Consider the following 26,858-nt stretch of genomic DNA (forward strand, 5'->3'; position numbering starts at 1 on the left):
CACAGCAGTCGGCCCGGGAGGCCGGTGAGTTCCCGGACGGTTCGGGGTGTCCCCTCCTGCAGCCCGGGACGGGCCCGTCCCGCCGGGTTGCGCGCCCGCTGCGGCGGACCCGGTCTCCCCCGGTGGGCCGCCGGGGTGCCGGCCGCGTTCACGGAGCCGGGACGCGGAGCCCCCGGCTGCGTACGGTCTCGTCGTCGAAGTCGTCGAAGAACTCGCTCAGGGTGTCGGCGAGGTGCCGGAGCGAGCGGGCGCAGAAGAGGTTCGGCTGGTAGCCGGAGATCTCGTAGCGGGTGGTGAGGACGGTCGGCAGGTCCAGCGGGTGGATCCGGCTGCGGTCCAGCCGGGCGAGTTCGCCGGAGGAGGAGAGCAGGGCCGCGCCGAACGCCTTCGGGGTGCCGTGTTCGTCGATGACGCCGCACTCCAGGGTGAACCAGTAGACGTGGCTGATCACCCGGAGGGCCGCGCTGCTGTCGACCCGCATCGCGGCGCGTCCGATCACCCGGTAGAGCTCGGCGAGTTCGGGGGACGCCAGGTGGATGCCGTGGCCGAACACGTCGTGGATGACGTCCGGTTCGGGGGTGTACAGCGGCAGCGCGGGGTGGCGGACGAACTGCACGGCGTGGAAGTACCCCCGGTCCATCGAACCGAGGAACCGTTTGTTGGGCACCACTCCGCCGGTCGGCGTGAAGTCGAACCCCGTCAGCCGGCGTAACCGCGCGCCGACCTCGGAGTGCTGGGGGATGTGGTCGGTGGGGATCGGTGCCTGCTCGCGGGCTTCGAGCACGGGACGGCAGGCGTGGGCGTGGAGGGCGGTGGCGAGCGAGCGGTGGACCGTCCGCCAGGTGGCGTGCTCCGGCTCGGTGTAGGCCACCGGCGGTGCGGGATCGCCGACCCGGTGGTCCCGCACCAGCGCGGCCACGGCGCGACGCCGCTCCAGGTACCTGGGGTCCGACAGCCCGGGGTGCAGGGCCGCGGGCCCGAGCAGGCCGTCGCAAGTGAGCGGTGTTCGTTCCCACGACTGTTTCACGAGGCCCTGTTTCCGGTGCAGGGAAAACGGTCAGGAGGTGATTTTTCTGACCTCCGACAATGGTGTCAACCACCACTGTGACAGGGGTAGTTCGTGTCCCCGGCGGGGTTTGCGGACGGGTGGGCGGCTTTCGGCGCTCCGAGCGGCGCGCGGAGCTGCTCGGCCGGATCCGGACCGGAGCCTCCATCGCCACCTCACGGCGCCATCCCGCTGGGCGCCCTGCTGGGCGGGTATCCGGGAGAGGGGCTGGGCAGCCGGACCACCATGTGGATCACGTCCGCCGTCCTGCTCCGCGCCGGTCCCGCCCTCCTCGCCGGTCAGATCCGCCCCCTGCGCGGCTTCCCGCAGCGCGCCTCGTCCTGAACCCCTTCGCCCCCGGGAGATCCGGTGAGCCGGTCCGCGCAGGTCCGCGTCCCCCGTCCGCGGCACTACCTGATGTGCCGTCCGACGTACGTCGAGGTCACGTACTCGATCAACCCCTGGATGGACCCGGCCGAGCCGGTGGAGCTGACCTGGCCGTCGCCCAGTGGGAGCAACTGCGTTCACTGCACGAGGCGTTGGGTCACCGGGTCGAGCTGTCCGTGCACGCCGTCAACGTGCTGGTCGGTGCCCCCCGGCTGAGACTGCTGCTGCCGGGCGGGGAGCCGCGGCCGGGCGAGCTCGGCCTGACCGGTCCGCTGGCCGAGGCCTCGCTGGCCGCCCTGCGCTTCGACACCGCCGTCATCGGCTGCTGCGGGCTGAACGCCGCGGACGGACTCACCGCCTACGACCTGGCCGACGCCTCGGTCAAGCGGGCCGCCCTCGCCTCGGCCCGTCGGGCGGTCGCCGTCGCGGACGCCGCCAAGTTCTCCCGCACCGCGCTCGCCCACGTCGTCCCGGTCTCCGCCCTGGACGCCGTGGTCACCGAGGAGGCCGCCCCGGACGACGAGACGGCGGCGCTGCGCGCGGCCGGTGTGACGGTACGGAGGGTGTGAGCCCGCCCGGGTCGCGCAGGGGCGGCTACGACGCCGTGCGCGGGAACCGCCGCTCCCAGTCGCGTTCGAAGACCACCGAGCCGCCCTCCAGTGCGCTCAGGTGGCTGCGGGCGGTGAAGTGCGCGGCGTCGCAGGAGAGTTCGGAGCGGGCCCGGATGGTGATGTCCCAGCCGAGGTCGGGACGCTCCAGGCGGATCGTCCAGTCCGAGCGGGTGGTCGCGCCGAGCGGGTCGTCGGTCAGGATCCGGTACTCCTCGACGGCGTGCTCGTCGTAGACCAGGCCGTCGGGGTAGGTGAGCGGGCCGCCGTGGCCGGGGGAGACCTCCAGCCGCCACTCCCCGGTGGCGATGTCGCGGATCAGCTGCCGCTCGGGCCGCTCGGTGAGCGGCTCGGTGACGTGGGCGTGCGGCCCGGCCGCCTGCTCGGGCGGCTCGAAGGTGACCGGCGGGCTGCCCGCGTCGGCGGCCAGGTGCCGTGCGGGCAGGACCAGCGCGCTGTGGCCGGGGTCCAGTTCGAACCCGCCCGCCCACGGCTGCGGCCACACCCACGGCCAGTACGCGGACGAGAGCGCGAGCCTGATCCGGTGGCCGGGCGGGAACGAGTGCGCGATCCCCGCCAGCTCGAACCCGACGTCCTCGACCCCGCCCGGCGTCCACTCCACCACCCGGTCCCGCCCCCGGCGGGAGGTCAGGTTGAGCACTCCCCGGGTGACCAGGGTGGACGAGCCGTCCGGTGCGACGTCGCAGAGCCGGGCGACGATCTGCCCGCGCCGTCCGTCGCACCGCACCCGCAGCCGCAGACCCGCCCGCCCGAGGATCTCGACCGGTTCGGGCAGCGGCACCGAGTCGAAGCAGACCGACCGCCCGTCCTCCTCGCGCTGGTCGGACGGCAGGTCGGCGGCGCCCCCGAACGGGAGGAAGCGCCCGGCGTCGGCGCCGGTGTGCTGCGGTGAGCGCACGTGCACGAACCGGTCGTCGGACGGCGTCCCCGCCGTCCGCAGCACATCGTCCAGTCCGTAGTGGATCTCCCGGACGTCCAGCGAGGGCCAGGAGTCGTCGCCCACCCACCGCCCGGGCCGGTTGGCGTAGGCCGTCGCGGGTGGCACCGACTCGTTCATCCAGCTGCGCAGCGCGGGCTCCCGCAGCACGCCGGTGTCGACGCCCTTGAGCCACTGGTCCCACCAGCGCAGCGTCTCCTGCAGGAAGCCGATCGCGGGGCCGGGCGGCAGGCTCCGGTCGGGGTACTGGTGCGACCACGGGCCGATGATCGCGCGCACGGGCGCGTCCAGGTGCTCGACCAGCCGCAGCACGCTGTCCCGGTAGGGGTCGGCCCAGCCGCCGACGGCCAGCACGGCGGCCCTGATCGCGCCGTAGTCCTCGCAGGCGCTGCCGCTCCGCCAGTAGTCGTCCCGGGTCTGGTGGCCGAGCCGGTGGTGGAGCGGCGGTTCCACCGCAGCCAGCCGCTCCAGCCACATGGGCCGCCAGGCGTCCCCGACGTACTTTGGGTCCGGGGGGCGTCCGGCGAACGCCAGCATGGCGGCCGACCAGGCGTGCATGCCGACCGCCAGCAGCGAGCCGCCGAGGTAGTGGACGTCGTTGTCGTACCGGTCGTCGGTCGCGCAGACGGTCACCACGGCCTTCAGCGCCTCGGGGGCCCGCGCCGCGATCCGCAGGCAGCCCGGACCGCTCCGGGAGATCCCGAACATCCCGACCCGGCCGCTGCACCACGGCTGTGCCGCCAGCCACTCCACCACGGCGACGCCGTCGGCGGTCTCCTGCTCCGAGCCGTCGCCGGGCAGCCCGCCCGAGTTCCCGTGGCCCCGGACGTCCACCCGCACACTGGCGTAGCCGTGCCCGGCGTACCACGGGTGGCGCTCGGCGTCGCGCGGCGCGGTCCGGTCGCTGAGCCGGTCCGGCAGGTACTCCAGCAGCGCGGGCACCGGCTCCTCGGTCACGGGCCGCCAGACCCGGGCGAACAGCTCCACGCCGTCGGCGAGCGGGATGCGCAGGTCCTCGCGGGCGGTCCGGTACGGGTACGAGGCGGGATGCTGCATGGCGGGGGCTCCCGGGAGGACGGTGGACGGGGTGCCGGGTGCGGCGCGGCCGGGACGGGGCACAGGTCCGGCTCAGCGCCGCCGCAAGGGGTGCTGCGCCGTACCGGGCCCGCCGTCGGCCGCTGCCGCGCGGGGCGCGGCGTGACCGGAGGGTGATCCGTCGAGACCGTGCGCCTGCGGCTTCCGGGGGTCGGCACTGTTGGGCAAGGACCTGCCTCTCGATGCTGTCCGGTCACGACCAGAATCCGACAATAGGCGACTCTTCGCCCTATTTCACTGCAGGTGGTGATCGCGGACGGTGGCCTCCCGGGAGGCCACCGGGGACACCGGGGACACCGGAGGCGGGGAGGCCGGGGAGCCTCGGGAGCACGGGGGGCCTCGGGCGTACGGGGGCGTGGGGCGCAGTGCCCGCGCGCTTCGGTGCACTGCGGCACGGTCGGATCCGCCCCCGTTCGGCCGCACCGCACCGCCAGGTCCGGCCGCGCCGCCAGGTCTGCCCCCACCGCCCGGTCCGGCCACGGACGGCGCGAGGGCCCGCCGCGTCCCCCGCAGCGGGCCCTCACCGGTCAACTGATGATGCGTCAGTTCGCCTTGCTCAGCCAGGCAGTGGCGTTCAGGGCGAGCGCGGCGTCGGTCCCGGCCGGGTCGTCCCAGCCGTTGTAGAGCTTCTTGCCGCTCTCGCCGGTGCCGTCGTCGATGGTCGAGCTGTCGCCCCAGATCGCCACCCGGCCGGAGCCGAAGGTGCTGGTGACGAAGAAGGCCCCGGAGTTGCCGCTGGAGCCGGCGGTGTAGAGCAGTCCTTTGACGGAGGGGTTGTCGGCGGGCTTCAGGGTGAAGGTGGTGCCGTTGCGCAGGATCGAGCCGGTGACCGTGCCGAACGAGCCGTGCAGCACGGGGTCGGTGGCGTCCTGGATCGCACGCGGGTTGTCGGTGACGATGTTCTTGAGGTCCACCGAGAAGCCGAAGGGGTCGGTGTTGTCGACCCCGTTGCTGGTCAGCAGGTCGTTGATGACGGCGGGGGAGTCCCAGCCGTCGTTGTTGCGGTCGCTGTTGGTGTGGTCGGAGATCAGGAAGAGCCCGCCGCCGTTCTTCACGAAGTTCATCAGCGCGGACTTCTCCGACTGGCTCAGTCTGATGTTCGGCTCGGGGAGCACGAAGGTGTCGAAGTTGGCCAGGTCCAGCGCCGCCCCCGTGCCGTAGCTGATGGTGGACCCCTTGGGGAGGGTCTTCAGGCTGTACGCGCCGGTCTTCTGCAGTGCGACGCCCCAGGCGGAGAGCGCGCCGGTCCAGCTCTTCTCGGTGGTCGGGTTGGCGTTCTGCTTCAGCGGGTCGGGCTGACTGGTGCTGATGATCCAGTCGGCGTTGCCTGCGGTCTCGGCCTTGGTGTCGTCGAACAGCACCCGGTGCGGGGTGCCCGTCGTCCTCACCGGCCCGGTGGTCTTCACCGGGCCCGCCTTCTTGGCCGGGGCGGCTGCCGTGGCCGGCCCCGCCAGGCCGGTGAGTCCGGCCGCCAGGGCCGCTGCGGCGGCCAGGGCCAGGGTGCTGCGGGAAATCCGAGTACGGGTCATCGTCCGTTCCTCCCGGAAGAGTTGATGGAGCATCGGGTGGGGGTATTCGCGCGTAGATTCGAGTATCCGCGCGTAGCGGAGGGGGGTGAAAGGGGTCGGAGGTTACGGAATTCCGTACGGCGAGTGACTGTTCGCGGACAGGAGTCGTCGCGGGGGCGGCGGGTGGGGGAATTCGGGAGAGCGCGGTGCGGGCGTCCAGCAGTTGCACATGACTTGCAAATACGCACCGGTAGGGGGAAGGATGTCCCAGCTCGACTGCGCTGTCACTCGGAGAGGACCCCTTCATGTCTGCGCCAAGCCGTCTCCGTGACCGGCTCACCCGGGACGAATGGATCCGCCTCGCCGGTATGGGAGGCTTCGTCCTCGCGCTGCACGTCATCGGTTGGTTCACGCTGCTCGCGGTCATCGCGCCCAAGCACTACGACGTCGGCGGCCAGGTCTTCGGCGCCGGTATGGGCCTGACCGCTTACACCCTCGGCATGCGCCACGCCTTCGACGCCGACCACATCGCCGCCATCGACAACACCACCCGCAAGCTCATGGGGCAGGGCAAGCGGCCGCTCTCGGTCGGCTTCTGGTTCTCGCTCGGGCACTCCTCGATCGTCTTCGGCCTGTGCGCGCTGCTCGCCTTCGGCATCCGCTCGCTGGCCGGACAGGTCGAGTCCGACGACTCCAACCTGCACAACGTCACAGGTCTGATCGGCACCAGCGTCTCCGGCACCTTCCTGCTGCTGATCGGCCTGATCAACCTCGGTGCCTTCAACGGCATCCTCAGGGTCTTCCGCAGGATGCGCGACGGCGAGTTCGACGAGGCCGAGCTGGAGAAGCAGCTCGACAAGCGCGGCTTCATGAACCGCATCCTCGGCCGGGTCACCAAGGCCGTCACCAAGCCCTGGCACATGTACCCGGTCGGCCTGCTCTTCGGCCTCGGCTTCGACACCGCGACCGAGGTCTCGCTGCTGGTGCTGGCCGGCGGCGCGGCGGCCTTCTCACTGCCCTGGTACGCCCTGCTGGTGCTGCCCGTGCTGTTCGCGGCCGGGATGAGCCTGCTCGACACCATCGACGGCTCCTTCATGAACTTCGCCTACGAGTGGGCCTTCTCCAAGCCGATCCGCAAGATCTACTACAACCTGACCGTCACCGGTCTGTCCGTGCTGGTCGCCCTGGTGATCGGCGTGATCGAACTGATCGGTCTGCTGGGCGAGAAGTTCGACATCACCACCGGACCGATCGGCTGGATCGCCTCGCTCGACCTCAACCTGGTCGGCTACGCCATCGTCGGCCTCTTCGTCCTCACCTGGGCCGGGGCGCTCGCGTTCTGGAAGTTCGGCAAGGTCGAGCAGAAGTGGTCGGCCGACATGCGCGAGCCCGTCCCGGCCGCCGAGCGCGACTGAGCAGCCCGTCGGCCCTCGCCCGAACGACCCGGGGCGCGGGGAACTGCGTGACCGACCGTGCTCCCGAGTGGAGGGTGGTCGGTCGCGCAGTCCCCGCGCCCCTTCGGCTTTCCCGGGCCCGCCCGGGTGCCCATGTGCTCAGCTGTTCAGCTGTTCACGTGTCCGCGCGCTCGGCTGCCCGCGCTCCGCTGACCGCGCTCACGTGCAGTTGAGCGTCGGGGCGGCCCAGTCGGCGTGGTCCGAGGTGGCGCCGTCGCCGCCGTCGGTGACCACCAGCCGCAGCTCGTAGCCGCCGGTGAGGTCGGCCGCCAGGTGCCCGGCCGGGTCCTTGCCGGTGCGCACGCCGCTGTCGGCGACCAGGGTGGTGTCCCGGTAGATCCGGAAGTCCACCGAGCCGTTGCCGTTGGACTCGTCGTCCACGCCGACGTCCACGCTCAGGTTCCGGCAGGTGCCGCCGAGGTAGTAGTCGACCTCGCTGTAGGCGTGCACCCCGAGGCCCTTGGCGTACGTGGTGCCCCGGATGCCGATGGTCTGGCCGTCGCCGGGCTGCTGCTCGCCGTTGCTGCGGTCGCGTTCGACCGGACCCCAGCCGTTGACCGCCGAGGACCAGGCCAGGTCGCTGAGCGGGTGGCTCCCGGCGGCCGGACCGCTGCCGCAGCTCAGCAGCGGGGCGGCCCAGTCCGCGTGGTCGTAGGTGATGCCGTCGCCGCCGTCGGTGACCACCAGCCGCAGCCGGTCGCCGCCGGTGAGGTCGGCCACCAGGTGCTCGGCCGGGTCCTTGCCGGTGCGCACGCCGCTGTCGGCGACCAGGGTGGTGTCCCGGTAGATCCGGAAGTCCACCGAGCCGTTGCCGTTCGTCTCGTCGTCCACGCCGACGTCCACACTCAGGTTCCGGCAGGTGCCGCCGAGGTAGTAGTCGACCTCGCTCTGGGCGTGCACCCCGAGACCCCGGCCGTACTGGGTGCCCCGGATGCCGATGGTCCGGCCGTCGCCGGGCTGCTGCTCGCCGTTGCTGCGGTCGCGTTCGACCGGGCCCCAGCCGTTGACGGCGGAGGTCCAGGCCAGGTCGCTGAGCTGGTTCAGGCCGTTCGGCGGCGGTACCGGACTGCCCGGCGTCACCCGCAGCATCACCGTGCCGTGTGCGGGGACGGTCGCGCTCAGCGTGCCGGTGGTGCTGCCGGTGGCCTTCGACCAGAGGTCCTTGACGGCGTACGAGGTGGCGCCGCCGATGCCCAGCGCCTGGACGGTGGTGGAGACGTCGGTGGAGTACGAGGTCTCGTTGGTCAGGGTGACGGCCCGGCCGCCGTCGGCCAGCGGCTTGCTCATCACCACCTTTCCGCCCGAGCTGGACACCACCGTGCCCTGGCGGCCCAGCGGGTCCTGGTCGACGGCGATGACGTCCGGGTTGGTCAGGGTGTCCAGGGTGCCCTGCCCGGCCTTCCGCAGATCGGTGCCGATCAGCAGCGGGGCGGCCATCTCGGCCCAGAGGCTGAAGTGGGTGCGGTACTCGGTGTCCGTCATGCCGCCGTTGCCGACCTCCAGCATGTCGGGGTCGTTCCAGGCGCCGGGGCGGGCGTAGGGGGCGAGCTGCTGGTTCTGGTGGGCGATGGTGATCATGCTGGACCAGCTGTCGCTGATGTCGCCGGTGGTGCGCCAGGAGTTGCCGACCGGCTGCGCCCAGTTCCACGGCTGGGTGGAGCCCCACTCGCAGATGCTGAACAGGATCGGACGGCCGGTGGCCCGCAGGGCGTCGCGCATCGCCTGGTAGCGGGACTTCGCATCCACGCCCTGGTTGTTGCAGTTGTCGTACTTGAGGTAGTCCACTCCCCAGGAGGCCCAGAGCCTGGCGTCCTGCTGCTCGTGGCCGAGCCCGCCGGGGAAGCCCTGGACGTCGCAGGTGGCCGATCCGGCGCTGGAGTAGAGGCCGAACTTGAGGCCCTTGCCGTGGACGTAGTCGGCAACGGCCTTGATGCCGTGGGGGAACCGGACCGGGTCGGGTACCAGGTCACCCGCGCTGTCGCGGTTCGGCAGGGCCCAGCAGTCGTCGAGATTGACGTACTGGTAGCCGGCCGCCTTGAGGCCCTTCGCCACGAACAGGTCGGCGATGCCCTCGACCATCGCCTCGTTGAAGTCGGTGCCGCAGTGGGTGGAGTTCCAGTTGTTGAAGCCCATCTGCGGGGTCAGGGCCAGGCCGTTGTCCAGGGCCAGCGCCGGTGGGGCGGCGGCCAGTTGGGCGACACCCAGGGCGGTGGCGCCGGTGGTGAGCAGTGCGAGCGTGGTGAGCGCGGCCGCCGATCGGCGGCGCCAGGAGGTTCTGCGGGACGGCACGGTACGGCTCCTGCAGGGTGATAGGCAACGAAAACCAACGTGTTCCAACGGAACACGACATATGACATCGGGGTTTCAGGTCCGCGTCAAGACGGCTGACGCCGGATCAGGCCACAACTGCACTGTCGGGGCGGTTGTTTGAAAATGTTCGGGCCTCGTCGGGCGAGGTCGCGCGGCTATCGCCAAGTCGTCAAGATCACGCCAAGAGTTAACGTCCGATGTCTTGCCGTGGCTTTTTCTACGCGCGTACCTTTGGCCCGGCCGCTGATCTACGCGGGTAGTGCAAGGCGCCTGCACCGCCCGCCCCCTGACTGACCGCCAGCATCCGGACGCCTCTCGATCCCGGATCCCGCTGGCGCAAGCCGAAGGAGCCCTGCCCGGTGAACAGACCCGCCGTGTCCCGTCCCCGTTCGCGCCGTACGCTGCTGCGCGCAGCCGTCCTCCCGGTCGGCGTCGCAGCCTCGCTCGTCCTCGTCCCGCTGCCGGGCGCCTTCGCCGCGCCCTCGGCCGACGCGGTGATCGCCGAGGTCTACGGTGGCGGGGGCAACTCCGGTGCCACGCTGAAGAACGACTTCATCGAGCTGGCCAACCGGGGTGGCGCGGCCTTCGGGCTGAGCGGCTGGAGCGTCCAGTACATATCCGGTACGCCGGGCGCGAGTTCGCAGTGGGGCGTGACCCCGCTGGGCGGGTCGATAGCCCCCGGCGGGCGCTTCCTGGTCGCCGAGGCGGCCGGTGCGGGCGGCACCGCGGAGCTGCCCGCCGCCGACGCGACCGGCAGCCTCGCCCTCTCCGCCACCAGCGGCACCGTCGCGCTGGTCCAGGGCACCGACCCGCTGACCTGCAAGACCGCCGCCGACTGCGCCGCCGAGCCGCGGATCCGCGACCTGGTCGGCTTCGGCGGCGCCGTGGTGCACGAGGGCGGCGGAGCCGCCGCGGGCGCGGGCAACACCGCCTCGGTCGCCCGCGCGGGCAACCTGGCCGACACCGACGACAACGCGGCCGACTTCAAGTCCGCGGCCCCGAAGCCGGTCAACAGCCGCGGTGAGAGCGGCGGCGGCACCGGAACGCCGGGCGGGCCGACCGAGCCCGGCAGCGTCCGGATCCACGACATCCAGGGCGGCACCCGCATCTCGCCCAGCCTCGGCAAGACCGTCGCGGGCGTCCCGGGGATCGTCACCGGTGTGCGCACGTACGGCTCCAAGGGCTTCTGGATCCAGGACCCGAACCCGGACGCCGACCCGGCCACCAGCGAGGGCATCTTCGTCTACACCGGCAGCGCCGCCCCGACCGTGAAGGCTGGCGACTCGGTCCTGGTCACCGGCAAGGTCGCCGAGTACTACCCGGCCTACAGCGGCGGCGGCCAGTCGCTCACCCAGCTGACCAACCCGGTCGTCACCGTGGTCTCCTCCGGCAACCCGCTGCCCGCGCCGGTGGTCCTGGACAGCCGCTCCATCCCGGCCGCGTACACCCCCGACGCGAGCGGCGGCTCGATCGAGGGCCTGCCGCTGAAGCCCGCCGACTACGCGCTCGACCTGTACGAGTCGCTGGAGGGCATGCGGGTCGAGGTCCGGGACGTCCCCGTCGTGCAGGCCACCGACGCGTACAACGAGCTCTGGGTGGACGCCCGTCGGCAGGACCCGCGCAGCGCCCGCGGCGGCGTGGTCTACCTCGGCTACAACCGGCCCAACTCCGGCCGCCTGATGGTCCAGTCGCTCACCCCGGTGGCCCAGCAGCCCTTCCCGAAGGCCAACGTCGGCGACCAGCTGACCGGCACCACCGCAGGGCCGCTCGACTACAACCAGTTCGGCGGCTACACCATCGCGGCCGACACCCTGGGCGGCGTCAAGGACAACGGCCTCAAGCGCGAGGTCACCCCGAAGGCCCAGCCCGGCGAGGCCACCATCGCCACCTACAACGTCGAGAACCTCGACCCGGGCGACCCCGACAGCAAGTTCGCCGCGCTCGCCCAGGGCGTCGTCACCAACCTCCGCTCGCCCGACGTGGTCGCCCTGGAGGAGATCCAGGACAACAACGGGCCGACCAACGACGGCACGGTGGACGCCAGTGCCACCGTCGCCAAGTTCGTCGCCGCCGTCCGCGCGGCCGGCGGTCCCGCCTACGACTGGCGCTCCATCAACCCGGTCGACGGCAAGGACGGCGGCGAGCCCGGCGGCAACATCCGCCAGGTCTTCCTCTTCAACCCGCAGCGGATCAGCTTCACCGACATCGCCGGCGGCGACTCCACCACGGCCGTGGACGTCACCGGCCACGGCCGGTCCACCTCGCTGACCGCCTCCCCGGGCCGGATCGACCCGAACAACGAGGCCTGGGACAACAGCCGCAAGCCGTTGGTCGGCCAGTTCCGCTTCCACAACAAGCCGATCTTCGTGATCGCCAACCACCTCAACAGCAAGGGCGGCGACCAGGGCCTGGACAGCCGCTTCCAGTCCCCGACCCGCAGCTCCGAGGTCCAGCGGGTGAAGCAGGCCACCGTCGAACAGGCCTTCGTGGCCAAGCTGCTGGCCGCCGACCCGGGCGCCCGGGTGGTCTCGCTCGGCGACTTCAACGACTACCAGTTCTCCCCGGCGCTCTCCACCCTCACCAAGGGCGGCGTCCTGCACGACCTGGTCAACGACCTCCCGGCGAACCAGCGCTACTCCTACGTCTACCAGGGCAACTCCCAGGTGCTCGACCACATCCTGGTCAGCCCGGCGCTGAAGTGCGACGCCAAGTACGACGTCGTCCACATCAACAGCGAGTTCGCCACCCAGGCGAGCGACCACGACCCGCAGGTGGTCCGCCTCCGGCCGTGACCGCCTCGCAGTCCGTCCGGGCCCTGCCGCCCTCCCGACCAGGAGGGCGGCAGGGCCCGTCGTGTGAGGCCGGACACGTCGGCCACTGTGGAATGTCGGCATTTGTCACAAGCCGCCCGGTGCTATGTCCACGTCCGATCCGTAATGGCGTTGACCGACGGTCAAGTCTTGGCCAAGCTGCGCGTTCACAACCGTAAATTCCACGCAGGGGCGGGGTAGTGAACGATTCGACATCGGGCCGGGGGAGGTCCGTGTACAGATGGTCGACGGCGGCCCTCGCCGCAGGGACGCTGGCGGGGGTGGGAGTGGTGCCGAGCGCGGCGCAGACCCCGGGCGGCGGTGCGGACGCGCCGCCGGAGGCGCCCGTCGTCACCGCCTCCGACTATCCCGTCGCCCAGAGCTCGGCCGGGCCGCTGTCATGGTCCGACGGCGTGGGCCGGTACGGCACCTTCACGATCGGCTCGCCGGGCACGGACGTCGTCAAGTACCAGTGGGGCCTGGACAGCGATCCCACGGGCAACAACGAGATCACCACCACCGGGGGTGCGGCCCGCACGATCACCGTGCTGCCGGAGAAGGCCGGTCCGCACTGGATCTCGCTGCGTGCGATCGACAGTGCGGGTCGGGTCTCACCGCCCGCGAGCTACTACTTCGCCGTTCGCAACGCCCAGCCTCCGCAGGCCGGTTGGGCCATGGACGACAAGGCCGGGTCGACCACCGCAGCCGGTAGCGGGCCCGGCATCGAGGCAGTCCTCGGCAGCGGTGCCGCCAGCACCTCGGCCGGCCACAAGGGCAACGCGCTGAAGTTCGACGGGACCGCCGACGCCTACGCCCAGGCCCAGAGCACTCCGGTGGAGACCAACGCGAGCTACACCGTCTCCGCCTGGGTCAACCTGGCCGATGCCAGTCGCAACCGGTCCGCCGTCAGCCAGGGCGGCGCGTACCTGGGGGCGTTCAGCCTCGGTGTCCGCAGCGGCAAGTGGGCCCTGCAGACCTCCACCCGGGACGGCGTCGGCTACGCCTGGCAGGTGGCGGCCTCCAACACGCCCGTCGTCCTCAACACCTGGACCCACCTGGTGGGTGTCTACGACGCGAGGGCCAAGACCGTCACCCTCTACGTCAACGGTGTCCCCAGCGCGCCCGTCGCGGCCCCGGACATGTGGCCGGCGCGCGGCACCCTCGACATCGGGCGGCTCCGCTACCGCGGCGGCTACAGCGACCCCTGGTCCGGTTCGGTCGACGAGGTCAAGCTCTGGGAGCGGCCGTTGACCGCGGCCGAGGCAGCCTCCCTCAGCAAGGGCACCATGCCTGCCACGGGCACGGCGGCACGGTCCGTGTGGGAGCTCGACGAGACCGGCACCACCGTCTCGGGTGCCCCCGAAACCTCCGGCCTGGCCCTGGCCGGAGGTGCCGCCGTCGGCGCCGCCGGCGTCAACGGTGGTGCACTCCACCTGGACGGCGTCGACGACTACGCGCGGACCGGCCGCGCCCAGGTGGACGGCGCCAGGAACTTCTCCGTCTCCACCTGGGTCAAGCTCCCCGAGCCCGCCCGGGGTGACACCGCCGACCGGGTCGCGGTCACCCAACTCGGCACGCACAGCAGCGAGTTCTCCCTCTACTATGCTGCTCGCGACAAGAAGTGGAGCTTCGGCCGGTCCACCGAGGACAGCAGCGCCGACACCCGGGTGCGGGCCTTCCAGCCTGCCTGCACCGCCGACATACCCGACCCGGCCAACCCGACCGACGCCTCCAGGGGCACCCCCTGCTTCGGTCCCACCGACGGCCACTGGACCCACCTGGTCGGAGTCTCCGACGCCACTGCCGGGAAGCTCCGTCTCTACGTCAACGGCTACCAGGTCGCCGAGACCGCCTACACCCAGACCGCCCCGTGGGCCAAGCCCGGTGCCCTGCAACTGGGCGCGGGCTCCCGGGAGGGCGTCAACGGAGACTTCTTCGGCGGCGACATCGACGACACCCGCCTCTACGACCGCGTCCTGACCAATTCCGAGATCAAGGACATGGCCCGCCAGAACGCCCGCCTCGTGGGTCGCTGGAAGCTCAACGCCGCGGACGCGCAGGGGGTCTCCCCGGACGAGGGTCCGTTCGCCGCCGGTGCGACGCTCGGCGGAGCCGCGTTGATCACTCCGGGCGGCGGCATGCTGTCCGGAGCCCTGAATCTCGACGGCACCACCGGCTACGCGCAGGCACGCAGCGTCCCGCTGCGTACCAGCGAGAGTTTCAGCCTCGCGGCCTGGGTGCAGCCCCCGCCCGCGCCGGACCGGGACATGACGGTGCTCTCCTTCGCCGGTGCGAACGGCAACAGTGCCGTCGTACTGCGCTGGAGCGGTACGCGGCACAGCTGGCAGGCGGAGTTCAGCGACTCCGACAGCGCCAAGGCGACCAGGACGGCGGTGTTCCACACACCCCAGGGCCGCAACTGGTCCCACCTGGCCCTCGTCTACGACGCGTCGGCCTCCAGGGCCACGCTGTACGTCAACGGCGTCCCGGAGAACCAGACCTGCGAGAGCGGCGACACGACCTGCACACCGCACGTGTCCACCGCGTCCATGGTCAGGCCCTTCGAGTCCTTCGCCGCCGAGCCCCACGCCTACTCGGGGCTTCAGTTCGGCCGCCGGGCGGCGGGCGGGTCCTGGGGCGAGTTCCTCTCCGGCGGGGTCGACGACGTGTGGCTCTACCAGGGCGCACTGAGCAAGGCCGAGATCGTCGGGCTGGCCATGCCGGCCGAGCTGCCCACGCCGACCAGCCCCTGATGTGATCGCGCGCGGGGTCGAACGGCTTCGGCCGGCTCACCCTGCACGCGTGGCACCGCCGGGCAGCCTGCCGTCCTTCCGCACCGGGTGTCGTCGCTGTGGCAGGAGGCGGGTGGCAGGTCGAAGCCCCTCCGGCCTCTGGTGCAGCGCCGACGGACTCCAACTCGAGCAAGGCTGCGGGGAAGGTCCGCCTTCACCGGCCTCATTGCCGTCCGCACCCAAGTCTCGAGCTCCAAGTCCCGAGCTCCAGGTCTCGAGCAGCACGGCTCGGCGCCCGACTGCCTACTGGGCGGTCGGGCGCCGAGCCGTGCCGGTTTCGGCGGGCCGTCAGCGGCCCAGGGCCGCCAGGACCGCCTTCGCCATCACGCGCTCGCCCGTCGCGTTCGGGTGGAAGGGGACGGCGGGGGAGCCGGGGAGGGCGCCCTCGATCCAGCGGTCGGACGAGCAGGCGTCGTGACCCTTGGTGGGGGTGAGGGTGTCGACGTAGGTGGCGCCGTTGGCGGCGGCGGTGGTGGCGAGCATGCCGTTGAGCTTGCCGAGGATGCCGCGCAGGTAGGCGACGTCGCCGGTGGTGACCGGCTGGCGGCCGAGGCAGTCGCGCTCGTTGTCGGGCAGCACGGAGGGGTAACCCACCAGCAGGACCTTGGCGTTGGGCGCCTTGGCGTGGATCCGCTGGAGGGTGTCGGCGAGTTGCGGGGCGGCGGCGTCGATGCGGTCGACCAGGGTGTCCTCGCCGTACTTCCAGGACCAGCTGCCGAAGTCCCAGTGCCCGTCGGCGTAGTGGTCGTGGCACGGGGTGCCGAACGGGTTGACCACGGCGCCGGCGATGCAGGTGGCGATGACGTCGCCGATGCCGATGTCGGAGACGCCGAGGTCGTTGCCGCCGATGCCGAGGGTGACCAGGTCGGTGTCGGCGCCGACGGCGTTCAGCTGGGGGTCGTTGACCCGGATGAAGGCGTCGTACTGGGGCGAGGTCATCGCCTTGATCTTGGCGGCCGCGCAGGTCACGTCGGTGTAGCTGGAGCTGCCGAGCGCGGCGGCGACCAGGTGCCCGTAGTTGTGGTCGGAGCGCAGGCACAGCCCGGCCGACTGGCCGGGCACACCGGCGCCGGCGGCGTAGGAGTCGCCGAGGGCCACGTAATTCCCGCCGGTGGACGCGTGGGCGGCCGGGGCGCCGAAGGCGGTGAGTGCGGCAGCTGCGAGGATCCCGCTGACCAGGGTGGATGTGCGCTTCAGGGCATGGCGGAGCACGGGTTCCTCCTGGGGGAGAGAAACGGGCAGGTGGGTGGGGGCGGCCGGGGTCGCGGTGTTTCCGGCTACTGCCTAGTAAGTTACTGACGCGTTAACAGGTTGTCCAGATATCCGGCCGAGAATTCCGTGAATATGTGTCAGGTATTCGATGAATTACGCTCCGATGTGGAGCGAATAGGTAATTCGGATACGCGGTGGAGCGAAAAGGCGTCGGGCACTTGTTACCGACCGGTTGACCGGTGGCGGCCCAGGGCGCAGGATCGGACCACCTCGCCCCGCCCGCCCGCTCAGCCCCGCCGACCGCCGGAGGATCGCCGCATGGCACTGGACGCCGACGTCATCGTCATCGGAGCCGGTCTGGCCGGTCTGGTGGCCACCGCCGAACTCGCCGACGCCGGACGGAAGGTGATCCTGCTGGACCAGGAGCCGAGGGCCTCGTTCGGCGGTCAGGCGCACTGGTCGTTCGGCGGCCTCTTCCTGGTGGACTCGCCCGAGCAGCGCCGGATGCGGATCCGCGACTCGCACCAACTCGCCTGGCAGGACTGGCTCGGCACGGCCGGCTTCGACCGCTCCGAGGACCACTGGCCGCGCCGCTGGGCCGAGGCGTACGTCGACTTCGCGGCGGGAGAGAAGCGCAATTGGCTTCGCGCGCAGGGGATCCGGTTCTTCCCGGTGGTCGGCTGGGCCGAGCGCGGCGGGCTGCTGGCCAGCGGTCCCGGCAACTCGGTGCCCCGCTTCCACATCACCTGGGGCACCGGGCCGGGCGTCGTGGAGCCGTTCGCCAGGCGGGTGTCGGCGGCGGCGGCCCGGGGGCGGGTGGACCTGCGGTTCCGCCACCGGGTCACCGGTCTGTCCGCGACCGCCGGGGTGACCGACACCGTCAGCGGCGAGGTGCTGGTTCCGAGCAACGCCGCTCGCGGCGAGGCCAGTTCACGCGAGGTGGCGGGCTCCTTCGAGCTGCGGGCGCAGGCGGTGATCGTCGCCTCGGGCGGCATCGGCGGCAACCACGACCTGGTCCGCAAGGCGTGGCCCGCCCGGCTCGGTTCGCCGCCTGAGCGGATGGTCTCGGGCGTGCCCGCGCACGTGGACGGCCTGATGCTGGAGATCGCGGGCGCGGCCGGCGGCCGTCTGATCAACGGCGACCGGATGTGGCACTACACCGAGGGCATCGAGAACTGGAACCCGATCTGGCCGGGCCACGGCATCCGCATCCTGCCCGGCCCGTCCTCGCTCTGGCTGGACGCGCGCGGAAAGCGGCTGCCCGTACCGCTGTTCCCCGGTTTCGACACCCTCGGCACGCTCGAACACATCATGACGACCGGCCACGAACACACCTGGTTCGTACTGACCCAGAAGATCATCGAGAAGGAGTTCGCCCTCTCGGGGTCCGAGCAGAATCCCGACCTGACCGGGAAGAGCATCAGGGACGTCCTCGGCCGGGCGCGCTCGGGCGCGCCGGGGCCGGTCGAGGCGTTCAAGCGGCACGGCGTGGACTTCGTGGTCGCCCGCACCCTGCCCGAACTGGTCCGGGGGATGAACGCGAAGACCCCCCAACCGCTGATCGACGAGGCCGAGTTGCGCCGTGAGATCGAGGCGCGCGACCGCGAGATGGCCAACCCGTTCAGCAAGGACCTGCAGGTGACGGCCATCCACGGCGCCCGCCGCTACCTCGGCGACCGGCTGACCCGCACCGCGACGCCGCACCGCCTGCTCGACCCGAAGGCCGGGCCGCTGATCGCCGTACGGCTCAACATCCTCACCCGCAAGTCGCTCGGCGGACTGGAGACCGACCTCTGCGCCCGGGTGCTGCGGGCCGACGGCACTCCGCTGGACGGCATGTACGCGGTCGGGGAGGCGGCGGGCTTCGGTGGCGGCGGGGTGCACGGCTACCGCTCGCTGGAGGGCACGTTCCTCGGTGGCTGCCTGTTCTCGGGCCGGATCGCCGGACGGGCGGCGGCCCGCGCCACGGCCTGAACCACGGCCTGAGGTGAGCGGCTGCGCCCGGCTTCGCGTCGTACGGCTCCGCAGCGCGGGCTGCGACGGCGCGGGCTGTCACGGTGTGGGCCGCCACGGCGCGCCGCCACGGCGTGGCGTGAGGAGCGGCGCCGACCCCGGTGGGCCGACGCCGCTCCCGGCCCGTGGGTTCAGCGCTTGGCGTAGACGCCGTCCATGAAGTCGACGATCATCTGATCGGTCAGGCCCTTGCCCATCATGTGGCCCGCCGCGAGGTCGGCCTCGCTGATCATGCCGACCAGCTTCTCGTTGTCGATCACCGGGATCCGGCGGATCTGGTGGTCCTTCATCTTCTTCAGCACCATCTCCATGGTGTCGTCGGCGCGGACGCAGTGCAGGTGGCCGCCCAGGTCCATGGCCTTCATCGTGGCCGGGTCCTTGCCCTTGGCGATACATCGGACGACGATGTCACGGTCCGTGATGATGCCTTTGAGCTTCTGGTCGCTGCCACAGATCGGCAGGGCGCCTACGCCCATCTTCTCCATCATCTTGGCGGCTTCCAGCAGCGTCTGCTCCTCGCTGATGCACTGGGCCTTGGCATGCATGACGTCACGTGCAGTGATCACGGTCAAATCCTCCTCGGTCGCTCCGCTCCGGCGGCAGCGCCGTTCGCAACCGCCCGGTGCGGAGCGGAGTGTGGCGATGTGGTCACCATAAGCAGCCGCCGGGCGGGCCGCTCGGCGAGCGGTGGCGGGCGGTGGTCCGGGGTGCGCGGAGCGTCCGGGCGTGCGGAGCGTCCGGGGGTGCGGAGGGTTCGGGAATCCAACCGGGGTGCGGCGGGGAAGGGCCGGGGGGTGGAGCGGGGCGGGGCTCAGGCGGGTTCGTCGGTGAGGCCGAGCCGGAGGTGGTCCACGTGGTAGACCGCCTGGTCGAGGAGTTCGGCCACGTGGTGGTCGTGCAGCGAGTACACCACCGAGCGTCCGCGCCGCTCGCCGACGACCAGGCCGAGGTTGCGCAGCAGCCTCAACTGGTGTGAGCAGGCGGACTGTTCCATGCCGACCGCCCCGGCGAGCTCGGTCGCGGGCCGGGGGCCCTCGCGCAGCTGAGCGAGTATCAACAGTCGGGACGGAGTGGCCAGGGCCTGGAGCGTGTTGGCGACCTTGGCCGCGTTCGAGGCGTCCAGGCGCATGCGCGGTACGGCGTTCGCGGCGGCTCCGTGTCCCATGGCTGCATCCTACGGGTGCGGTGCGGGCCGTCCGGACTGATGAATGAATGAAAACCTGTTCATGTATTCCTGTATCGTGGACGGCCGACCACCCCGCCGTGCCCAGAGGACCCGCCATGTCCACCACCCTCACCGCCCGGGCCGGCCAGGCTGCGCCCGCCGCCGCACCGCCGACCCGCCGCACCCGCGGCCTCGCGCTCCCCGAGGCCCGCTGGGCGGCCGCCGCCGCGCTCGCCTTCCTGCTGGCGCTGCTCGCCCGGCTGCTCGGCGCGCCGGAGTGGACGTCCGGCGCGCTCTACGCCCTCGCCTACGCCACGGGCGGCTGGGAGCCCGCCTGGGCGGGGCTCCGGGCGCTGCGCGAGCGGACCCTGGACGTCGATCTGCTGATGATCGTGGCCGCGCTCGGCGCGGCGGCCATCGGCCAGGTGCTGGACGGCGCGCTGCTGATCGTCATCTTCGCCACCTCCGGCGCCCTGGAGGCGCTGGCCACCGCCCGGACCGCCGACTCGGTACGGGGTCTGCTCGACCTGGCACCCGCCACCGCGACCCGCCTGACCGCAGCCGGGCACGAGGAGACCGTCCCCGCCGCCGCTCTGGCGGTCGGCGACACCGTACTGGTCCGTCCCGGTGAACGGATCGGCGCGGACGGCCGGGTGCTCGACGGCCTCGGCGAGGTGGACCAGTCCACCATCACCGGCGAACCGCTGCCGGTCGCCAAGGGCACCGGGGACGAGGTCTTCGCAGGCACCCTCAACGGTGTGGGCGCGCTGCGGATCGCCGTGGAACGGGACTCCTCCGACACCGTGATCGCCCGGATCGTCGCCATGGTCGAGGAGGCCGGCAGCACCAAGGCGCCCACCCAGCTGTTCATCGAGAAGGTCGAGCAGCGCTACGCGGTCGGCCTGGTCGCCGCGACCCTGGCGCTCTTCGCCCTGCCGCTGGCCTTCGGCGGCGGACTGACCGGGACCCTGCTGCGGGCGATGACCTTCATGATCGTCGCCTCGCCGTGCGCGGTGGTACTGGCCACCATGCCGCCGCTGCTCTCGGCCATTGCCACCGCCGGGCGGCACGGCGTGCTGGTGAAGTCGGCCGTGGTGATGGAGCGCCTGGGGCAGGTCACCGCCGTCGCCCTGGACAAGACCGGCACCCTCACCGCGGGCACTCCGCAGGTGGTCGAGGTCCGTCCCGCCGCCCGTCCCGACGGCGTCAGTGCGGACGAGCTGCTCGCCCTGGCCGCCGCCGCCGAGGTGCGCAGCGAGCACCCGCTGGGCCGCGCGATCGTCGCCGCCGCACACGGGCGGGCGGCCGCGCTGCCCGACTCGACGGACTTCGCGTCCACACCGGGGACGGGCGTGCGCGCGACGGTGGGCGGCCGGGTGATCGAGGTGGGGAATCCGGCGCGCCTGCCGGGGGCCGCGGAGGGCGCGGACCCGGCACGGGCCGGTACGGCGGCCGGCTGGACCGCCGCCGGTGCGCCCGACCCCGGCACGGCCCGCGCCGTGGCCGAGTCGGAGGCCGCCGGGCGGACCGCCGTCCTGGTCCTGCGCGACGGGCGGCCGCTGGGCGTCCTCGGCCTCGCCGACCGTCCGCGCGAGCACGCCGCCGACGCGGTCCGCAGGCTGGCCGCGCTGACCCGGCGCCCGCCCGTGCTGCTCACCGGGGACAACCCGCGTGCCGCCGCCGGACTGGCCGCCGAACTCAGCCTCCCGGAGGTCCGCGCCGGGCTGCTGCCGCAGGAGAAGGCGGCTGCCGTCCAGGAGTTGGAGGCGGACGGGCAGCGGGTGCTGATGCTCGGCGACGGGGTCAACGACGCGCCCTCGCTGGCGGCCGCGCACTGCGGGGTGGCGATGGGCCGGGCCGGGTCCGACCTGGCACTGGAGACCGCCGATGCGGTGGTGGTCCGGGACGAACTGCTCGCCGTACCGGCCGTGGTGGCGCTGTCGCGACGTGCCCGGCGGCTGGTGGTGCAGAATCTGGTGATCGCGGGGGTGTTCATCGCCGCCCTGGTGGTCTGGGACCTGGCCGGCGCGCTGCCGCTGCCGCTCGGGGTCGCCGGGCACGAGGGCTCCACCGTGATCGTCGGTCTCAACGGCCTGCGGCTGCTGCGCGACTCCGCGTGGCGGCGGGCCCTGTCGGAAGGAAGCTGATGGCCCGTCGCCCTCGCAGGGAGTCCAAGGAGTCCAAGGAGCCCACCGGCACCGCCACGGCCAAGGCGTCCCGGGCCTCGAAGGCACCCGGCACCGACGCGGCCTGCACGGTGACGGTCTGCCGGGGCTGCTGCTGCGGCACGACGGCCAAGCACCCGGAGGTGGACCACGGCGCGCAGCTGGTGCGGCTGCGCGAGGGCCTGGGCGACGCGGGCCGGGTCCGCGCGGTGCAGTGCCTGGACGCCTGCGACCACTCCAACGTGGTCGTGGTCAGCCCTTCACCGGCCGGACGGCTGGCGGGCGGCCGCCCGGTCTGGCTGGGCTGGGTGCTGGCGGACGACATGCTCGACGAGATAACCGAGTGGGTACGTGCGGGCGGCCCCGGCATCGCCGAACCGCCCGGCACCCTGGACCTCCAGGAGTTCGCGGTCTCCCGCCGGGTCCGCGAGGGCCTGCCGGGCTGACCGGCGTCCGCCACCCGCGTCCGACCCGGCCCCGGAGTCCCGGCCCTGGCGCCCACCCCGGCCGGCCGACGGGCTCCGGCGGGTTCCGGCGACGCCCGCCCCGGCGGCGCGCCGGGGCCTGCCGGGCCCGGCACAGGAGTCCTGACCTGCCATGATTGGCCGTATGGCAGACCAGGGCGCACCCAGTACGGCGGAGCTGAACGGAAGACCGGCGACCCCGGCCGAGCTCCAGGCGCTGGCGCTCACCGGCTACGGGCACTTCACCACCATGCTGGTCGAGGACGGCCGGGTCCGCGGCCTCCCGCTGCACCTGGAGCGGCTGGCCCGTGACTGCCGTACGGTCTTCGAGGCCGAGCTGGACCCGGCACGGGTGCGGGAGCTCGCGCGCAGGGTGGTGCCGGCCGAGGGCGCGGCGGTGGTCCGGGTGACCGTCTTCGACCCGGCGCTGGACATCGGCACGATCGGGCGGCCCGCCGAGCCGCAGCTGCTGGTGACCGCCCGTCCGGCGGGGGGCCCGGCGCCGCTGCCGCCACTGCGGGTGCGCTCGGTGCGGTACCGCAGGGAACTGCCCGCGGTGAAGAGCGTCGGACTGTTCGGGTCGCTCTGGCACCGGCGGGAGGCGCAGCGGGCCGGTTTCGACGACGTGCTGTTCGTGGACGGCGAGCGGGGGATCTCCGAGGGCGGCACCTGGAACATCGGGTTCGTCCGCGGCCGGAAGGTGGTCTGGCCGGAGGCGGAGCACCTGGTCGGGACCACCATGGAGCTGCTGCAGGGCCTGTACCCGTGCCGGTCGGAGCGGGTGGGGGTGGCGGAGGCGGCGGGTTTCGAGGCCGCGTTCGCGACCAACGCGGCCATCGGGGTGCGGGCCGTCGGCGCGCTGGACGGGCTGGTCCTCCCGGCCGAGCACCCGGTGATCGGGGAGCTGCGCGCGCTGTACACCGCACTGCCGGGTGATCGGCTCTGAGCGGACCCGGTCCGCTCGGAGCGAAGTCCGGCTGTTCCCGGGCGGGGCGGGTGGAGGATCGTCGGTATGGAGACCGTGGAGATCATTCCTGAGCTGTATCTGCTGGGTTTCGAGATCGGGCAGGCCTATCTGTGGTGCGACCCGGGGGAGTTGACGCTGATCGACACCGGGGTGGCCGGTTCCGGTGAGGCGATCGCGCGGGCGATCCGGTCGCTCGGGCGCGACCCGGCCGAGCTGCGCCGGGTGCTGCTGACGCACTGCCACGAGGACCATGCGGGTTCGGCGGCCGAGATCGCCGGCTGGGGCGGGGGCGGCCGTGTCCAGGTACTGGCGCACCGGCTGGACGCGCCCGTGATCCGGGGCGAACGGCCGCCGCTGCCACCGGTCTTCGACGACGCCCCGGCGTGGGAGGAGGAACTCTGGGCGGCGAAGCCCGTGTTGCCCCCGGCGCCGCCCGCGCGGGTGGACGTCAAGCTGGCGGACGGCGATGTCGTGGACTTCGGCGGCGGGGCGCGGGTGGTGGCGGTGCCGGGTCATACGGACGGGAGCGCCGCGTTCCATCTGCCCGGCCCCCGGGTGCTGTTCACTGGGGACGCGGTGGCCAACGTCGGCGGGCGGACCATCCTCGGGGTGTTCAACCGGGACCGGGCGCGGGCGATCGAGTCCTTCCACCGACTGGCCGCGCTCGACGCTCAGGTGGCGGTCTTCGGCCACGGCGAGCCGATCACGAGCGACGCCGCCACTGCCCTCAGGGCTGCGGCGGCGTCGACCGGGTGAGCGGCGGGAGCCGGGTCAGGCGGTGTTCTCGGCCTGGGCCATCCAGGAGTACTTCTCCAGGTCGGCGGTCAGCCCGATCAGGATGTCCTGGCTGACCGGGTCGGGGTCGCCGGTGGCGGCGATGCGCTCGCGCATCCGGACGATCACCGCGCCGAGGGCCGCGACCAGGGCCCCCACCGTGGCGGAGTCGGTGACGGCGCCCTCGGGGGCGGTGGCGATGCCGCTGCTCCTGGACACCGTCCCGGCCCGGCCGTCCGGGGAGACGCCGATGGCGGCCGCGCGTTCGGCCACGGTGTCGGCGTGCAGCCGGGCGAGGGCGACCACTTCGTCCAACTGGAGGTGCACCGAGCGGAAGCGCGGTCCGACCACGTTCCAGTGCAGCTGCTTCGCCACCAGGGACAGGTCGATCAGATCGACCAGTGCGCCCTGGAGCGCCTCCCCGACCACCTTGCGGTCGGCGTCCGGCAGAGGGCTCTTGACTCCGTACATCGGCTCGGTTCCTTCTGGTGCGGGTTCGGCCTGTTTTCGTCGGCCAGCCTCTCACGTATGCCCACAAAACGGTCATACAGCCCATCGGGTCGGGGTGTTGGAGTCGGCCGTGGTGGCGATGGGCCGATCCGACGTCAGCTGATGCGACGTCAATCGAGGTCAGCAGGGCGCAGGCCGTCGGTTCTTTGCGAACACATGGGCGAAACTTGCGGCCCAGAACACCGACACGACAACGGTCGTTCACTGAATGTCCGTGTTCACGCAACCCGTCGCTGCGAATCTCCACGCCATGGATATCCCACGCATGGGCGTGCCCGAGAAGCTCGCCGACCGGATGAGCATGGCCGAGCAGCACGAGTACCTGCGCAGCAGGTTCTCCCGTCGGAAGGCGCTGCGGATGGGCGCCATCACGGTCGGTGCGGTCGCCGTCGGCGGCGCGCTCGGCAGTGGCACCGCCTTCGCCGCCCCCGCGACCCCGGGCCTGCTCACGGCCGGCAGCACGGAGGGCATCAACGGCTCGCTGGTCGCTCCGATCGGCCGTCACCTCGCGTTCGGCGCCGAGCCGGACACCCAGTTCCGGATCTCCTGGCAGGTCCCGGCCCCGGTCAAGCGGCCGTTCCTGCGCTTCGGCAAGCACCCCTGGTCGCTCGGCCACAAGATCCAGGCGGAGGTGCGGGCGCTGCACACCCCCGCGCTGACCCCGACCGGCACCCCGGTCGACCAGTACTACCTGCACGTCTCGCTGGACGACCTCGACCCCGACACCACCTACTACTACGGTGTCGGCCACGACGGTTTCGACCCGGCCTCGCAGCAGGCCATCTCCACCCTCAGCACCTTCCGCACCGCGCCCTCGCGCGACTGGCGCTGGGGCAAGCCGTACGCGCCGTTCACCTTCACCGCCTTCGGTGACCAGGGCGTCAGCTCGCACGCGGCCGGGAACGACCACGTCATCCTGGCCCAGAAGCCGTCCTTCCACCTGCACGCCGGCGACATCTGCTACGCCGACCCGATGGGCCAGGGCCAGGACTCGGACAAGGTCGCCTACGACGCCAAGACCTGGGACGCCTTCCTGGTCCAGACCGAGACCGTCGCCTCGAAGATCCCGTGGATGGTCTCCTACGGCAACCACGACATGGAGGCCTGGTACTCGCACAACGGGTACGGCGGCGAGGACGCCCGCTTCTTCCTCCCCGGCAACGGCCCGGACCCGCGCAAGGCCCCGGGCGTCTACGCCTTCAAGTACGGCAACGTCGGTGTCATCTCGCTGGACGCCAACGACGTCTCGTACGAGATCCCGGCCAACCTGGGCCTCACCGCGGGCAAGCAGACCAAGTGGCTGGACCGCCAGCTGCGCGACCTGCGCGACGACGAGAGCGTCGACTTCATCGTCGTCTTCTTCCACCACTGCGCCTTCTCCACCACCCACCAGCACGCCTCCGAGGGCGGTGTCCGCGAGGCCTGGGTGCCGCTGTTCGAGAAGTACCGCGTGGACCTGGTGATCAACGGTCACAACCACGTCTACGAGCGCACCGACGCGATCCTCGGCAACAAGGTCTCCAAGTCCGTGCCGAGCGGCGAGACCATCGAGCCCGCCAAGGACGGCATCGTCTACGTCACCGCCGGTGCGGCCGGTCGCAGCCTCTACAGCTTCGACTACCCCGACACCTACGAGGGCCACGAGAACCGGGTCGACTCGGTCAAGACCTTCCACTTCGCCAAGGGCGGCGTGAAGGTCCAGGAGACGGTCGAGTGGTCCCGGGTCCGCTACACCGGCTACTCCTTCATCAAGGTGGACGTCACCCCGGCCCACCCCGGCCGCAAGTCCTCGATGAAGGTCACCGCCCTGGCGGAGGACGGCACCCAGATCGACCACTACACCATCCTGCGCAAGGCCGGCGAGAACTGGGACGACGACGGCGACGACGGCGACTTCCCGTGGCTGCGCCGCTGACGGCGGCCGGCCCGAACCCCTGAAGGCGGCGCCACCGGACAGTGCCCGGTGGCGCCGCCTTCGGCGTGCCGCCGCGAAGACCGCGCCGGGGCCCGCGCACCCGCTCCTCGGGGAGGGTCGGCCGGCCGCCGCCGGCGGATCACGTCGTAAGCTCGCTGGCCATGACCGTCGCACGCTCCGCCCTGCTGTTCGTCCTCGCCGCCCTGCTCGAAATCGGGGGCGCCTGGATGGTGTGGCAGGGGGTCCGGGAGCACCGGGGCTGGGCGTGGATCGGGGCGGGGGTCGTCGCGCTCGGGGCCTACGGGTTCGTGGCCACCCTGCAGGCCGATTCGCACTTCGGCCGCATCCTCGCCGCGTACGGCGGGGTGTTCGTGGCCGGTTCGCTGCTGTGGGGCGTGGTCCTGGACGGCTACCGGCCGGACCGGTACGACGTGATCGGCGCGCTCGTCTGTCTGGCCGGGGTCGGTGTGATCATGTACGCACCGCGCGGGCGGTAGGGTCCGCCACCTGCGGTCGGCGTCCGGAGACCGGCGGGCGGGCGACCGGTTCGAACCCGGTGAGCAGCCCGTGCAGCCGGACCGGAACCCCGCCCGGCCTCGGGGCCGGGCGGGCGGGCGGGGCGGGGGGGGCCGGCGCCGGCCGCCCAGGGGTGGAGCTCCAGCGACCCGCCGCCACCGTGCGGCACGACGGCCAGGTACGGCGCGGG

General features: G+C 72.3%; 18 protein-coding genes and 2 pseudogenes. 12 read left to right on the top strand and 8 right to left on the bottom strand.

The window, feature by feature from the left end; all coding sequences use genetic code 11:
• Positions 1–148: 148 nt before the first annotated feature.
• Positions 149–1,027 carry a phenylalanine 4-monooxygenase gene (locus ACFC1R_RS09760; RefSeq protein WP_375935473.1) on the bottom strand — a complete coding sequence of 293 codons (879 nt, stop codon included), beginning with the start codon at positions 1,025–1,027 and terminating at the stop codon, positions 149–151.
• 435 nt (positions 1,028–1,462) lie between these two features.
• Here ACFC1R_RS09760 and ACFC1R_RS09765 point away from each other — a divergent pair.
• Together ACFC1R_RS09765 and ACFC1R_RS09770 are read left to right on the top strand one after the other, a co-directional pair.
• Positions 1,463–1,602, top strand: a pseudogene (locus tag ACFC1R_RS09765) (amidinotransferase); the annotation flags it as partial.
• A pseudogene (locus ACFC1R_RS09770) lies at positions 1,603–2,001 on the top strand (decarboxylase); the annotation flags it as partial.
• Positions 2,002–2,026: 25 nt separating this feature from the next.
• Here the strand turns inward: ACFC1R_RS09770 and ACFC1R_RS09775 are convergent.
• Positions 2,027–4,054 (bottom strand): CocE/NonD family hydrolase, encoded by a 2,028-nt coding sequence (locus ACFC1R_RS09775; protein ID WP_375935476.1) that lies wholly within the window; start codon positions 4,052–4,054, stop codon positions 2,027–2,029.
• Positions 4,055–4,635: 581 nt separating this feature from the next.
• On the bottom strand, positions 4,636–5,622 hold the full coding sequence (locus ACFC1R_RS09780; protein ID WP_375935479.1) for a hydrolase: 987 nt from the start codon (positions 5,620–5,622) through the stop codon (positions 4,636–4,638).
• 284 nt (positions 5,623–5,906) lie between these two features.
• Between ACFC1R_RS09780 and ACFC1R_RS09785 the strand changes: the two genes are divergently transcribed.
• The gene (locus tag ACFC1R_RS09785; RefSeq protein WP_375935482.1) at positions 5,907–7,016 is read left to right on the top strand and encodes a HoxN/HupN/NixA family nickel/cobalt transporter; all 1,110 of its coding nucleotides are present in this window, start codon (positions 5,907–5,909) and stop codon (positions 7,014–7,016) included.
• 198 nt (positions 7,017–7,214) lie between these two features.
• Here the strand turns inward: ACFC1R_RS09785 and ACFC1R_RS09790 are convergent, their stop codons facing one another.
• Positions 7,215–9,344 (bottom strand): NPCBM/NEW2 domain-containing protein, encoded by a 2,130-nt coding sequence (locus ACFC1R_RS09790; protein WP_375935485.1) that lies wholly within the window; start codon positions 9,342–9,344, stop codon positions 7,215–7,217.
• Positions 9,345–9,724: 380 nt separating this feature from the next.
• On the opposite strand from ACFC1R_RS09790, the gene ACFC1R_RS09795 reads away from it, so the two are divergent.
• Positions 9,725–12,157, top strand: a complete 2,433-nt coding sequence (locus tag ACFC1R_RS09795; protein ID WP_375935488.1) for a lamin tail domain-containing protein — start codon at positions 9,725–9,727, stop codon at positions 12,155–12,157.
• Positions 12,158–12,408: 251 nt separating this feature from the next.
• A complete protein-coding gene (locus ACFC1R_RS09800) occupies positions 12,409–14,928 on the top strand; it encodes a LamG domain-containing protein (RefSeq protein WP_375935491.1) in 2,520 nt (839 codons plus the stop codon).
• A gap of 327 nt (positions 14,929–15,255) precedes the next feature.
• On the opposite strand, the gene ACFC1R_RS09805 is transcribed toward ACFC1R_RS09800, so the two are convergent.
• Positions 15,256–16,179, bottom strand: coding sequence for an SGNH/GDSL hydrolase family protein (locus tag ACFC1R_RS09805; protein WP_375935494.1), 924 nt, complete (start codon positions 16,177–16,179; stop codon positions 15,256–15,258).
• 318 nt (positions 16,180–16,497) lie between these two features.
• Here ACFC1R_RS09805 and ACFC1R_RS09810 point away from each other — a divergent pair, with 318 nt between their 5' ends.
• Positions 16,498–18,153 carry an FAD-binding dehydrogenase gene (locus tag ACFC1R_RS09810; protein ID WP_375935497.1) on the top strand — a complete coding sequence of 552 codons (1,656 nt, stop codon included), beginning with the start codon at positions 16,498–16,500 and terminating at the stop codon, positions 18,151–18,153.
• A 170-nt stretch (positions 18,154–18,323) separates the two neighbouring features.
• Here the strand turns inward: ACFC1R_RS09810 and ACFC1R_RS09815 are convergent, their stop codons facing one another.
• Positions 18,324–18,758 (bottom strand): CBS domain-containing protein, encoded by a 435-nt coding sequence (locus tag ACFC1R_RS09815; protein WP_375935500.1) that lies wholly within the window; start codon positions 18,756–18,758, stop codon positions 18,324–18,326.
• Between the two features lie 245 nt (positions 18,759–19,003).
• The gene (locus ACFC1R_RS09820) at positions 19,004–19,357 is read right to left on the bottom strand and encodes an ArsR/SmtB family transcription factor (RefSeq protein ID WP_375935503.1); all 354 of its coding nucleotides are present in this window, start codon (positions 19,355–19,357) and stop codon (positions 19,004–19,006) included.
• A 116-nt stretch (positions 19,358–19,473) separates the two neighbouring features.
• On the opposite strand from ACFC1R_RS09820, the gene ACFC1R_RS09825 reads away from it, so the two are divergent.
• The 4 genes from ACFC1R_RS09825 (at position 19,474) to ACFC1R_RS09840 (ending at position 23,709) form a co-directional block, all read left to right on the top strand.
• On the top strand, positions 19,474–21,504 hold the full coding sequence (locus tag ACFC1R_RS09825; RefSeq protein ID WP_375935506.1) for a heavy metal translocating P-type ATPase: 2,031 nt from the start codon (positions 19,474–19,476) through the stop codon (positions 21,502–21,504).
• Positions 21,504–21,968 carry a (2Fe-2S) ferredoxin domain-containing protein gene (locus tag ACFC1R_RS09830; RefSeq protein WP_375935509.1) on the top strand — a complete coding sequence of 155 codons (465 nt, stop codon included), beginning with the start codon at positions 21,504–21,506 and terminating at the stop codon, positions 21,966–21,968. Before ACFC1R_RS09825 ends, ACFC1R_RS09830 begins: the two co-directional genes overlap by 1 nt.
• 163 nt (positions 21,969–22,131) lie before the next feature.
• A complete protein-coding gene (locus ACFC1R_RS09835; RefSeq protein ID WP_375935512.1) occupies positions 22,132–22,932 on the top strand; it encodes an aminotransferase class IV in 801 nt (266 codons plus the stop codon).
• Between the two features lie 66 nt (positions 22,933–22,998).
• Complete coding sequence (locus ACFC1R_RS09840) at positions 22,999–23,709, top strand: MBL fold metallo-hydrolase (RefSeq protein ID WP_375935515.1); 711 nt, start codon at positions 22,999–23,001, stop codon at positions 23,707–23,709.
• Between the two features lie 15 nt (positions 23,710–23,724).
• Here ACFC1R_RS09840 and ACFC1R_RS09845 read toward each other — a convergent pair whose 3' ends face one another.
• Positions 23,725–24,198 (bottom strand): Dps family protein, encoded by a 474-nt coding sequence (locus ACFC1R_RS09845; RefSeq protein WP_375935518.1) that lies wholly within the window; start codon positions 24,196–24,198, stop codon positions 23,725–23,727.
• 289 nt (positions 24,199–24,487) lie between these two features.
• Between ACFC1R_RS09845 and ACFC1R_RS09850 the strand changes: the two genes are divergently transcribed.
• On the top strand, positions 24,488–26,152 hold the full coding sequence (locus ACFC1R_RS09850) for a purple acid phosphatase family protein (protein WP_375935521.1): 1,665 nt from the start codon (positions 24,488–24,490) through the stop codon (positions 26,150–26,152).
• Positions 26,153–26,313: 161 nt separating this feature from the next.
• Positions 26,314–26,649: a YnfA family protein gene (locus ACFC1R_RS09855; RefSeq protein WP_375935524.1), complete on the top strand. Its 336-nt coding sequence runs from the start codon at positions 26,314–26,316 to the stop codon at positions 26,647–26,649.
• Positions 26,650–26,858 lie beyond the last annotated feature (209 nt).

The organism is Kitasatospora sp. NPDC056138 (assembly GCF_042264695.1).
Taxonomy (GTDB): domain Bacteria; phylum Actinomycetota; class Actinomycetes; order Streptomycetales; family Streptomycetaceae; genus Kitasatospora.